The organism is Citrobacter freundii complex sp. CFNIH9 (assembly GCF_002903305.1).
Classification (GTDB): domain Bacteria; phylum Pseudomonadota; class Gammaproteobacteria; order Enterobacterales; family Enterobacteriaceae; genus Citrobacter; species Citrobacter portucalensis.
Map to the genome: position 1 here is coordinate 1,794,987 of NZ_CP026238.1, position 11,885 is coordinate 1,806,871.

Below are 11,885 nucleotides of genomic sequence, written 5' to 3' on the forward strand. Positions count from 1 at the left end.
CATTAACGTCTGCCGTTAATGCGCTGATTATCCCTGAGAACATCAATCGCAGTTTGCATGGCGATTTTGTCATCCCGCCTTTTTTGTTTGCCCTGCATGAACTGAAGGTATTCCAGCAAGGTGCGGGTATTAATCGGTCGGCCCTGTTTACCCACAGCCAGCACGGCTTCGCCAAGAATAATTTTCACTGGCGGTAGTTGTGCCGGATACCAGTCAAGGGTGTCTTCTGATTTCATTATAAATCTCTCACGGAAGGGTAGTGTATCATAAATCAGACGTTCAATTTTCAATATTTGATATCCTGATTCAGACACAACTTAACATAACTTATGCCAGTTATTTTTATATTAAAGCGTATAATAATTACTGTATCCCTCAGAGAATTATTTATGTCTTATACAAAAGGGCTCAGATATTTTAAAGAAAGACCGGTTCATGTTGCCTGCCCGGTATGCGCACACAAAGCTGATCAGAAAGCAGGTAAACTAAGAAAAGATGCAGTTCTTGAGTGCCCTGCCTGCGGACTGTTGTTCAGACCTTCAGAATGCTGGTGTATCGGCGGCTGATCAGCTTCTGCCACTTAACGTCAGTGATGTCGGAAAATGACAACGTTCCTCCTGTACTGCAGTTGTCGAGGGTATGATAATGAAATCTAAAAAATCTGTTTTTATTGAAGGACATATCCTGTCAAACAGCTGTCACGGGCAGGCCGGTCAACCTTTCTGTATTCACCGGGTCAGGTTTAGTAATGGTAAATATGCGATTATCCGGGTGACATCCGGGATATGTTTCAAACCTGGCGAAATTATTCAACGAAAAGATTGCGAGTGGTTTTATAAACTTACCAAAATTCGCCTTCTTTCTTTTGAGTACCTTGAGGATGATGAATCAAGGAGACAATTTACTGAATATCAATGATAAATCCATGAATTTAATAACAGCCGTTACACGTTTCGGCAGAAACTAATTATGTGTTGAGCTACAGAGTTACATCAATGTGGCCTTTAGAACTAATATGCACAGCTATATTAATACAGATATTAACTCATAGAAAACATGGAATTAATCTGGTTATTCCCTCTGTTGTTAGGCTATCTGGTTAGAGATTTAAGAAATCATTCATCCACATATCAGCCTCTTCAAACATATCCTCCAGCATGCGGTTCAGCTTTTCCCGATCGCTTTTGCTGGCGTCGCTATTCAAGCCGTTCGCCTGCATCGGCTTCACCCTCACTTCGGCATCAGGGAAAATCTGGTGCACCCGCTTCGTCAGTTCGGCCAGAATGATCTCTCTGGCCCCTTCGAGTCCTTCAACATTACGCTTGTCATAAACCAGTTCTACGAACATACGTGCTTCACTAGTTACTGTTTGGATATACAGTATTTTTGCTTTGGCGGTTTTGTCTGTCAAGGCATGAACCACTTGTTTTTAAATTTTGGGGAACATACTGCTGGCGTGTTTGTTATCGATTTGCCCTGTAGGGCTGATGGGGGCTGGCGTTGACTAAAATTATGTGTGGGGCATGGATGGGGCAAAAGTGGTCTGTGAAGTTCGTTAAAGTTCATTAACTCTGATTTTCATCGATCTCGCTCATCCCTTGTTTTATGCGCTCCTGGACGATTTTTATCGATTTTAAAAACTATGAGTACATATTATGAAAATGTAGCAAAAAGGGTGTTTGTGCCTGAAAAGATGAACATTCTGCGTAGCGCGATTTACGCAACAGGAATAGACTGAAGCCGAGACTCTATTAAAGATGCTAAAGGTTTTTTTATGACACAACAGCCACAAGCCAAATACCGTCACGACTATCGTGCACCGGATTACCAGATTACTGATATTGACTTGACCTTTGACCTGGATGCTGAAAAAACCGTGGTCACCGCAGTGAGCCAGGCTGTCCGTCATGGCGCGTCCGATGTGCCCCTGCGCCTGAATGGCGAAGATCTGACCCTGGTGTCGATCCACGTGAACGACGAGCCGTGGACAGAGTATAAAGAAGAAGAGGGCGCTCTGGTCATTAGTCAGTTGCCGGAACGTTTTACGCTGCGTATCGTGAATGAAATTAGCCCAGCGGCCAATACCGCGCTGGAAGGGCTGTACAAGTCTGGCGAAGCGCTGTGCACCCAGTGTGAAGCGGAAGGGTTCCGCCATATTACCTGGTATCTGGACAGGCCTGATGTCCTGGCGCGTTTTACCACCAAAATTATCGCCGATAAAACCCAATATCCGTTCCTGCTCTCTAACGGCAACCGTGTGGCGCAGGGCGAACTGGAAAATGGTCGTCACTGGGTACAGTGGCAAGATCCGTTCCCGAAACCGTGCTATCTGTTTGCGTTGGTAGCCGGTGATTTCGACGTTCTGCGCGATACCTTTATCACCCGTTCCGGGCGTGAAGTGGCGCTGGAACTGTACGTCGATCGCGGCAACCTTGACCGCGCGCCGTGGGCGATGACCTCGCTGAAAAACTCCATGAAATGGGATGAAGAGCGCTTTGGCCTCGAGTATGACCTCGACATCTATATGATTGTCGCTGTGGATTTCTTCAACATGGGCGCGATGGAGAATAAAGGTCTGAACATCTTTAACTCCAAATATGTGCTGGCACGTACCGATACAGCCACCGACAAAGACTACCTCGATATTGAGCGCGTTATCGGTCATGAGTATTTTCACAACTGGACCGGCAACCGTGTGACCTGCCGTGACTGGTTCCAGTTGAGCCTGAAAGAAGGCTTAACCGTGTTCCGCGATCAAGAGTTCAGTTCCGATCTTGGCTCACGCGCGGTAAACCGCATCAGCAATGTGCGCACCATGCGTGGTCTGCAGTTTGCTGAAGATGCCAGCCCGATGGCGCACCCTATCCGTCCGGATATGGTCATTGAAATGAACAACTTCTATACCCTGACCGTGTACGAAAAGGGCGCTGAAGTCATTCGTATGATCCACACCCTGCTCGGTGAGGCTAACTTCCAGAAAGGGATGCAACTTTACTTTGAGCGTCATGACGGAAGTGCTGCAACCTGTGATGATTTCGTGCAGGCGATGGAAGATGCTTCTAACGTTGATCTCTCCCATTTCCGCCGCTGGTACAGTCAGTCCGGTACGCCGATTCTGACCGTGCGTGATGACTACAATCCGTCAACTGAGCAGTACACGCTGACGATCAGCCAGCGCACGCCGGCCACGCCGGATCAGGCCGAAAAACAGCCGCTGCATATTCCTTTCGCCCTCGAGTTGTATGACAACGAAGGGAAAGTGATCCCGCTACAAAAAGGCGGGCACCCGGTGAATTCTGTACTCAACGTCACCCAGGCAGAGCAGACGTTTGTCTTCGATAGCGTCTACTTCCAGCCGGTTCCGGCGCTGCTGTGCGAATTCTCCGCGCCGGTAAAACTGGAATACAAATGGAGCGATCAGCAACTGACCTTCCTGATGCGTCATGCGCGTAACGATTTCTCTCGTTGGGACGCGGCGCAAAGCCTGCTGGCGACCTATATTAAGCTTAACGTTGCCCGTCATCAGCAGGGACAACCGCTGTCGCTGCCGGTACACGTGGCTGATGCATTCCGCGCAATTTTACTGGATGAGAAAATCGATCCGGCGCTGGCGGCAGAGATCCTGACGCTGCCTTCAGTAAATGAAATAGCCGAACTGTTCGACATCATCGATCCGGTGGCGATAACCGAAGTACGCGAAGCGTTAACCCGCACGCTGGCGGCCGAGCTGGCAGATGAATTCCTCGCCATCTATAACGCTAATCATCTTGATGAGTACCGCGTTGAGCATGCCGATATTGGCAAGCGTACGCTGCGCAATGCCTGCCTGCGTTTCCTGGCCTTTGGCGAAACCCATCTGGCTGACACGCTGGTAAGCAAGCAGTATCGAGAAGCGAACAATATGACCGATGCGCTGGCGGCTCTATCCGCGGCAGTGGCGGCGCAGCTACCTTGTCGCGACGCGCTAATGCAGGAGTATGACGATAAGTGGCACCATGACGGTCTGGTGATGGACAAATGGTTTATCCTGCAATCCACCAGCCCGGCGAAAAACGTGCTGGAAACGGTACGCGGCCTGCTGAAGCATCGCTCTTTCAGTATGAGTAACCCGAACCGAATCCGTTCGCTGATCGGTGCCTTTGCAGGTAGCAACCCGGCGGCATTCCATGCGGAAGATGGTAGTGGATATCAGTTCCTGGTCGACATGTTGACTGAGCTTAATAGTCGTAACCCGCAGGTGGCGTCACGTCTGATTGAGCCGCTGATTCGCTTAAAACGTTATGATGCAAAACGTCAGGCGAAAATGCGTGCGGCGCTGGAACAGCTGAAAGGTCTGGAGAATCTCTCCGGCGATCTGTTCGAGAAGATTGACAAAGCGTTAGCCTGAAACGTTGACCTGTAGTTTAGTAGGCCGGATAAGGCGGTAACGCCGCCATCCGGCAAAAGGCCCGGTAAGCGCTACCGGGCCTGGTTTTCTGAGCGGTTATCCATGTCGAAGGATCGGTTGTTCCGTCTCGCCGCGTTTCATAACCCGGTTCAACACTTCCGCTTCCAGATCGGCTAACCGTACCGATCCCAAACGGCGGGGGCGCTGAATATCCACCGTCAGATCCAACCCGATTTTTCCGTCCTCAATCAGCAACACGCGATCGGCCATTGCCACCGCTTCACTGACGTCATGAGTGACCAGCAGTACGGTAAAGCCGTGCTCTTGCCATAAAGAGACGATCAGATCCTGCATTTCAAGGCGGGTTAGGGCATCCAGAGCGCCGAGGGGTTCATCCAGCAGCAGCAAACCGGGGCGATGAATTAATGCCCGTGCCAGGGCTACACGCTGTTTTTGTCCACCGGACAGCGCAGCCGGCCATTCGTGAGCACGACTCTCCAGCCCAACGGCGGCCAGCGCATCTCGGGCCGCATCGCGCCACTGACCTTTCAGACCCAGGCCCACATTATCGATAACCGTCTTCCATGGCAGCAGACGCGCATCCTGGAACATCATACGCGTATCATCCTGAATTTCCGCCAGTGGGGTGGTTCCGGCAAGTAATGCGCCTGAGGTCGGCGATTCCAGCCCTGCCAGCAGACGCAGCAACGTACTTTTACCACCGCCGCTGCGGCCAACCACGGCAACAAACTGTCCGGCCGGAATATGCAAATCTAATTGATTGAGCACTGTATTGGCGGCGTATTGTTTTGTCACGGCGCTCAGCAACAGCGGTGTACCCTGGTTCAGGCGAGCGGTATTCATACGGTAGCCTCCTTTACATGGTAAGCCGGATGCCAGCGTAGCCAGACTCGCTCCAGCAATTGGGCGCTGACGTCGGCAAGTTTGCCGAGCAGGGCGTAGAGAATAATGGCCACCACGACCACATCGGTTTGCAGAAATTCGCGGGCGTTCATCGCCAGGTAACCAATACCTGCATTGGCAGAAATAGTTTCCGCCACAATCAGCGTCAGCCACATCAGCCCGAGAGCAAAACGCACGCCGACCATAATCGAGGGCAGGGCGCCGGGGAGGATCACATGAACAAACAGTGAAAAGCCGGATAATCCATAGCTGCGCGCCATTTCTACCAGCCCACGATCGATACTGCGGATCCCATGCCAGGTGTTGATGTAAATTGGGAACAGCGTGCCCAACGCCACGAGAAAGATCTTGGCGGATTCATCAATGCCGAACCACAAAATCACCAGCGGGATCAGCGCCAGATGCGGTACGTTACGCAGCATCTGCACCGAGGTATCCAGCAGGCGTTCTCCCCAACGCGAAAGACCGCTGATAAGTCCCAGTGTCAGGCCAATCGATCCACCGATGGAGAATCCGATCAGCGCGCGCCAGGAACTGATGGCCAGATGCTGCCAAAGCTCGCCGCTGGCGGAAAGCGTCCAGAAAGCTTCGATAACACCTTCCGGAGAGGGCAGAATGCGAGTGGACAGCCAGCCCATTGAAGATGCGAGCTGCCAGAGCGCCACCAAACCTACCGGTAAAAACCAGGGCGCGAGGCGTAATAACCACCTGTTTTTCGGCGTTGCCATTAGCCGCTCCTTAGCTTTGCGCGACTTTGCGCGGGATAAATTCGTTTGCCACCGCTTCACCTTGTTGTTGCAGGTATTGCGGCTGCGGAATTTCCGGTATAGCAACATCCAGATGCGGGAACAGCAGCTCGCCAACCTTGTATGCCTCTTCCAGATGTGGGTATCCGGACAACACAAAGCTGTCGATTCCCAGCGCGGCATACTCGTTGATACGCGCCGCGACAGTCGGACCATCTCCGACCAGCGCGGTACCCGCACCACCGCGTACCAGTCCAACGCCTGCCCACAGGTTCGGACTAATTTCCAGTTTGTCGCGTTTACCATTGTGCAGTGCAGCCATTCGCTGCTGACCAACCGAATCCGTTCTTGAGAAGGCGGCCTGGGCTTTGGCAATGGTGTCGTCATCAAGGTGGGCTATCAGACGATCCGCTGCCTGCCACGCCTCGTGGGTTGTCTCCCGTACGATCACATGCAGACGAATACCAAAGCGGATCTTGCGCCCGAGCGCCGCTGCTTTGGCCCGCACCTGTTCAATCTTCGCTTTCACCTGTTCCGGCGGCTCACCCCAGGTCAGATAGAGATCAACCTGCTCGGCAGCAAGGTCTTGTGCGACATCAGACGAGCCGCCGAAATAAAGTGGTGGCCGGGGTTGTTGTACGGGAGGGAAAAGCAGCTTCGCGCCGCGGACATGAATATGTTTGCCGTTGAAATCCACCGTTTCACCTTGCAGCAAGCGCCGCCAGACTTGAGTAAATTCAGCAGAGGCTTCATATCGTTCTGTGTGATCGAGGAACACGCCGTCGCCTGCCAGCTCCTGCGGATCGCTGCCGGTCACCAGGTTAAATAACGCCCGGCCATTTGAGAGTCTGTCGAGCGTCGCAGCCTGACGTGCGGCAACCGTTGGCGAGGTGACGCTTGGGCGCAGCGCGACCAGAAACTTTAATCTCTGGGTGACCGGGATCATCGAAGCGGCGACCAGCCAGGCATCTTCGCAAGAGCGACCGGTTGGGATCAGGACGCCGGTAAATCCAAGACGATCGGCCGTTTGCGCGATTTGTTGCAGATAACTGTGATCGACCGGGCGCGAACCTTCTTCCGTTCCAAGATAATGACCGTCACCGTGGGTGGGTAAAAACCAGAACATATTCAGACTCATAATTTTTCTCCTGCCTGCTGAGTGGGTTGCCAGATACGCTGGCGAATATCGATTTTTTTCGGCACCAAACGGTTGTCATAAAACAGATCGGCGGTTTGTTGTTGCAGGGCAGCAACAGAGGCGTTGACTGGCACAATGGTGGTTGGCGGACGGTGATCCAGATAAGACGCAATCACCGGTTCGGGCAGCCCCATGGTTTTGGCCAGCAGGGTAATGCTTTGCTGGCGCTGACTGAGCGTTAACGCATCGGCCTGGCTAAAGGTATCCAGTACGCCAAGTACAAAAGCGCCATTTTTCTCGGCATAAGGACGGGCGGCGAGATAAAACGAACCGGTTTGCTTGAGGTCTGAGCCGTCTTTCAGTACGCGTACATCACCTTGCAGTAACGCGGCGGAATAATAGGGATCCCAGATAGCCCACGCATCCACGTTTCCTTGCTGAAAGGCCGCTCGCGCATCGGCGGGAGTCAGATACGTCGGTTGAATATCGGTAAATTTCAGTCCGGCCTGTTGCAGCGCCCGGAGCAGTAAATTGTGGGCGCTGGAGCCTTTCTGGAAGGCGATTTTATGTCCTTTAAGCTGCGCGACGCTCTGGATCGGGCTATTTTTTGGCACCAGAATCACTTCGGCTTTCGGTTTGGGCGGCTCGACGCCCACGTAAACCAGATCGGCCCCGGCTGCCTGGGCGAAAATCGGCGGAATGTCACCGGTACTGCCGAGATCGATACTGCCGATATTGAGTGCTTCCAGCATTTGCGGCCCAGCCGGGAATTCGACCCACGAGATTTTAGTCTGCGGATAGCGTTTCTCGAGTAGCTGATGGCTTTTGGCCAGCACCATACTGACGCTTCCTTTCTGGTAACCAATACGCAGGGCATCGGGGGCCGATTCTGCGGCATGCCCCAGTGTTGACAGCGACAACAACCCGGTCAGTGCCAGCCATGACGTGTGACGCCTGAGAAAATCAAGCATGAGCGGCACCTCGCAGGGTGTTCAGTTGAGGAAGTTGGACATCGCGACGATGCAACGCCAGCCAGAAGGTATCGAGCGCACTGTCCAGACGCTGCTGAAGGTTGGGCGTAAATTGGGGTTTATGCTGATAATCAATCACCTGTGAATCATCGGCAAACACACCGTGCAGGATCTCCTGGGCCTTTAATGCGCTCAGTACCGGTTTCAGCGCGTAATCGACGGCAAGTAAATGCGCCACGCTGCCGCCGGTCGCCAACGGCAAAACCACTTTCCCTTCCAGCGCCCGCTCGGGGAGTAGGTCGAGCAGGGTTTTCAGGGCGCCAGAGTAAGCGGCTTTATAGACTGGTGTTGCGACAATCAGCCCGTCTGCATCCTGCAATTGTTCGATAAATGTGTTCAACGCCGGACTGTCGAAACGAGCATAGATCAGGTCTTCCGGGGCAAAATTGTGCAGGTTCCAGTGAAAGATTTCGACATCCTGACCGTGAAGTTTTTCTCGGGCATATTCCAGTAACGCACTGGATCGAGAGGGAAAGCGAGGGCTCCCCGCCAGAGTGATGACGCGCATAATTTCATTCTCCCCTTATAACTAATTGTTTGCTTTTGGTTAACATTGATAACAATTTGAGCAGTCTGGCAGAGAGATTTTGTTTATCGAAATGATTTATACGGGATAGAAAAGTTGGAAATTGAATAAAAAAGCAGAGGCGAGGAAAACGATTGCTATTTATTGCCGCAGGTCAATTCCCTTTTTGCTCGCGATCGCACATAATACGCCCCCGGTTTGCACACCGGGAATCCAGGAGAGTTCATGTACTACCCCTTCGTTCGTAAAGCCCTTTTTCAGCTCGATCCAGAGCGCGCTCATGAATTGACATTCCAGCAATTACGTCGCATTACCGGCACACCGCTTGAAGCGCTTGTACGCCAGAAAGTACCGGCAAAACCGGTTACCTGTATGGGGTTGACGTTTAAAAATCCGCTCGGGCTTGCTGCCGGACTGGATAAAGACGGGGAGTGCATTGATGCGCTCGGCGCGATGGGATTTGGTTCCATTGAGATTGGTACCGTGACGCCACGCCCTCAGCCGGGTAACGATAAACCGCGTCTGTTCCGTCTGGTCGATGCAGAAGGTTTGATCAACCGCATGGGGTTTAATAACCACGGGGTTGATAACCTGGTTGAGAACGTTAAAAAATCGCATTTCGACGGTATTCTGGGTATTAATATTGGTAAGAACAAAGATACCCCAGTAGAGAACGGCAAAGATGACTATCTGATTTGTATGGAAAAAGTCTATGCTTATGCTGGTTATATAGCGATTAATATCTCTTCGCCGAATACGCCGGGATTACGTACTCTACAATACGGCGAGGCGCTGGACGATCTCCTGACGGCAATTAAAAATAAGCAAAACGATCTGCAAGCGATCCACCATAAATATGTTCCGGTGGCAGTAAAGATCGCGCCGGATCTTTCTGTGGAAGAACTGATCCAGGTCGCCGATAGTTTAGTTCGTCATAATATTGATGGCGTAATTGCGACTAACACCACCCTCGATCGTTCTCTTGTTCAGGGAATGAAAAATTGCGATCAAATGGGTGGTCTGAGCGGTCGACCGTTACAATTAAAAAGTACAGAAATTATTCGCCAGTTGTCTCAGGAATTAAAAGGTCAGCTGCCGATTATTGGTGTTGGTGGTATCGACTCGGTGATTGCTGCACGTGAGAAAATAGCTGCTGGTGCAACCCTCGTACAGATTTATTCGGGCTTTATTTTTAAAGGTCCGCCGTTGATAAAAGAAATCGTCAGCAATATCTGAATGCTACCTTAATCACAAACCAGGGCTTTATTTCTAGCCCTGGTTGTTTTATATTCCTTTACTGTTGCTTATTTAAACATTCTGAGCTTTTATTATTAGGGCAATAAACGAAGCGGCAAAAGGATACTGTCGTAACGGTGATGATTAAGGAAAGGAGAGAAACTGATGCGAATTAAACCCGACGATAACTGGCGCTGGTATTATGATGAAGAGCACGATCGTATGATGCTCGATTTAGCCAATGGCATGTTATTCCGTTCGCGTTTTGCTCGTAAAATGCTCACTCCTGATGCATTTTCTCCGTCAGGTTTTTGTGTTGATGACGCCGCGCTTTATTTTTCCTTTGAAGAAAAATGTCGCTACCTGGATTTAGCCAAAGAACAAAAAGCGGAACTGGTGCTTAATGCGCTGGTGGCGATTCGTTATCTCAAACCGCAAATGCCAAAAAGCTGGCACTTTGTCGCACACGGTATTAACTGGTCGCCGGTCGTGGGTGACGCAGCCTGTGTTGATTTAAGCGATACCGATGAACAGGTAAACCTGTTAGTGGTTGAGCCGGGTGAAAACGCCGCGCTTTGCCTGCTTGCGCAACCTGGCGTGGTTATCGCCGGGCGTACGATGCAGCTTGGCGATGCGATTAAAATAATGAATGACAGACTGAAACCGCAGGCCGTTGTTGACAGTTTCAGCCTTGAGCAGGCGGTTTAGCTCTCCAGCCTGATTGCCGTTTTGGGAACACAGCTGCAGCACAGAATTGTTCCGTCGTCCCCCATCGCTGATTTCTTCAACGGGCTAACTTCACCTTCTACCAGTCGAATTCGACAGCATCCGCAAATGCCTGCCCGGCATGAATAGGGAACCCGGATACCCTGGTTTTCCAACTGCTCAAGCAATACCTGCTGATTATTTCCGCGAAAGGTCTGTCCCTGCCAGTCAATAAGCACCGTGGCATCAGGTTGTTGTTCGGGCGTAGTTTCGTCTGATTCAGCCGCGCCGTACGCCCTGGCGGGGCCGGTTGCCAAAATTTCTACCTCATCGCCGACGCGAATAACGCCACTGTTACGCGCGATAAGATTCTGACCGAAATCGACATCGCCGTTATCTACCGCAGTGCGGAAGGTTTGCAATGTGGCAAGCGGTTCACCGGATGGATGTTTCTGGCCTTTTTCCGGGCTAACTGTCGTGAAAATACAGCGGCTACAGGGTTTTGCTACATCAAAAATGACGTCGCCAATACGAATCACTTTCCAGGTATCTTCTTCCCAGGCACCAGCTCCCGAAACTACTATATTGGGGCGAAACTGTTCCATTTTGACGCTTGCCGGACAGCGCTGTTGCACATCGCGCAGGGATGCTTCGTTGGCCAGCAGATAGGGATAACCATCAGCGAAGGATAAAGGAACATCAACATGGCGTTTTACACGGCGCGTCAGCTGCGGGCCGACCCAGCGTAACTGCACGTCACGGGAGAAAAAGCCGCTAAGCCACTTGTTGATAGCCGCTGGCGCAATACGCGCGGTAAAATGATTTCCCCATACTTCTGTTGGTGCATCCTGGAGAGCGAAGTCGGCAAATCGCACGAGCGCGCTGCTGCCATCTGGCGCTGTAAGATGCAGCCCATCGTGGAATGGGGAAGGCGTAAAACGGACCATTTGTGGGAACTGGCGGGCAGTTATGAACGTTCCGTCAGGTTCAGTGATCATAAATATGCGATCAAAGGCGAGACCGCTAATATCTGCCAGGGCATGCGTAAGCCCAATGCCGCGCATTGATTTAACCGGATGAATAAAAAGTCGGGTTAACGTGACCACTGTACAGCCCCTCGAATGAAAATAAGCCTTCAACTTTATGACATACAGCCCATATTAGCTATAATGCGCAGCAATTTTCTCGGAGT

Annotated in this window: 13 protein-coding genes; 5 read left to right on the plus strand and 8 right to left on the minus strand. The window is 51.5% G+C overall.

The window, feature by feature from the left end:
* Positions 1-2: 2 nt before the first annotated feature.
* Entirely contained in the window at positions 3-236 is a 234-nt protein-coding gene (locus C2U43_RS09010) for a hypothetical protein (protein WP_079938079.1), read from the minus strand.
* A 153-nt stretch (positions 237-389) separates the two neighbouring features.
* On the opposite strand from C2U43_RS09010, the gene C2U43_RS30185 reads away from it, so the two are divergent.
* Positions 390-566: a YnfU family zinc-binding protein gene (locus C2U43_RS30185; protein ID WP_216350677.1), complete on the plus strand. Its 177-nt coding sequence runs from the start codon at positions 390-392 to the stop codon at positions 564-566.
* Positions 567-645: 79 nt separating this feature from the next.
* Positions 646-918 (plus strand): hypothetical protein, encoded by a 273-nt coding sequence (locus tag C2U43_RS29575; protein ID WP_172313143.1) that lies wholly within the window; start codon positions 646-648, stop codon positions 916-918.
* 181 nt (positions 919-1,099) lie between these two features.
* On the opposite strand, the gene C2U43_RS09020 is transcribed toward C2U43_RS29575, so the two are convergent.
* On the minus strand, positions 1,100-1,348 hold the full coding sequence (locus tag C2U43_RS09020; RefSeq protein ID WP_103284984.1) for a DinI family protein: 249 nt from the start codon (positions 1,346-1,348) through the stop codon (positions 1,100-1,102).
* Positions 1,349-1,774: 426 nt separating this feature from the next.
* Here C2U43_RS09020 and pepN point away from each other — a divergent pair, with 426 nt between their 5' ends.
* Positions 1,775-4,387 carry an aminopeptidase N gene (pepN, locus tag C2U43_RS09025; protein WP_103284985.1) on the plus strand — a complete coding sequence of 871 codons (2,613 nt, stop codon included), beginning with the start codon at positions 1,775-1,777 and terminating at the stop codon, positions 4,385-4,387.
* Between the two features lie 96 nt (positions 4,388-4,483).
* Here pepN and ssuB read toward each other — a convergent pair whose 3' ends face one another.
* The 5 genes from ssuB to ssuE are packed head-to-tail and all read right to left on the minus strand — an operon-like array spanning position 4,484 to position 8,734.
* Positions 4,484-5,251, minus strand: coding sequence for an aliphatic sulfonates ABC transporter ATP-binding protein (ssuB, locus tag C2U43_RS09030; protein ID WP_032942896.1), 768 nt, complete (start codon positions 5,249-5,251; stop codon positions 4,484-4,486).
* Positions 5,248-6,039: an aliphatic sulfonate ABC transporter permease SsuC gene (gene ssuC / locus C2U43_RS09035; protein ID WP_048235702.1), complete on the minus strand. Its 792-nt coding sequence runs from the start codon at positions 6,037-6,039 to the stop codon at positions 5,248-5,250. The genes ssuB and ssuC overlap by 4 nt, the downstream gene beginning before the upstream one ends.
* Before the next feature lie 10 nt (positions 6,040-6,049).
* Positions 6,050-7,195 carry an FMNH2-dependent alkanesulfonate monooxygenase gene (ssuD, locus tag C2U43_RS09040; protein ID WP_048214511.1) on the minus strand — a complete coding sequence of 382 codons (1,146 nt, stop codon included), beginning with the start codon at positions 7,193-7,195 and terminating at the stop codon, positions 6,050-6,052.
* Entirely contained in the window at positions 7,192-8,166 is a 975-nt protein-coding gene (locus C2U43_RS09045) for a sulfonate ABC transporter substrate-binding protein (protein WP_103284986.1), read from the minus strand. Before C2U43_RS09045 ends, ssuD begins: the two co-directional genes overlap by 4 nt.
* Positions 8,159-8,734 (minus strand): NADPH-dependent FMN reductase, encoded by a 576-nt coding sequence (ssuE, locus tag C2U43_RS09050; RefSeq protein WP_032942900.1) that lies wholly within the window; start codon positions 8,732-8,734, stop codon positions 8,159-8,161. Before ssuE ends, C2U43_RS09045 begins: the two co-directional genes overlap by 8 nt.
* A 243-nt stretch (positions 8,735-8,977) precedes the next feature.
* On the opposite strand from ssuE, the gene pyrD reads away from it, so the two are divergent.
* Positions 8,978-9,988: a quinone-dependent dihydroorotate dehydrogenase gene (gene pyrD / locus C2U43_RS09055; RefSeq protein WP_003831973.1), complete on the plus strand. Its 1,011-nt coding sequence runs from the start codon at positions 8,978-8,980 to the stop codon at positions 9,986-9,988.
* Between the two features lie 165 nt (positions 9,989-10,153).
* Positions 10,154-10,696 carry a cell division protein ZapC gene (gene zapC, locus C2U43_RS09060; protein ID WP_003035852.1) on the plus strand — a complete coding sequence of 181 codons (543 nt, stop codon included), beginning with the start codon at positions 10,154-10,156 and terminating at the stop codon, positions 10,694-10,696.
* Here zapC and C2U43_RS09065 read toward each other — a convergent pair.
* Positions 10,693-11,799 carry a YcbX family protein gene (locus C2U43_RS09065; protein ID WP_103284987.1) on the minus strand — a complete coding sequence of 369 codons (1,107 nt, stop codon included), beginning with the start codon at positions 11,797-11,799 and terminating at the stop codon, positions 10,693-10,695. The two genes, zapC and C2U43_RS09065, sit on opposite strands and share 4 nt — an antisense overlap.
* Positions 11,800-11,885 lie beyond the last annotated feature (86 nt).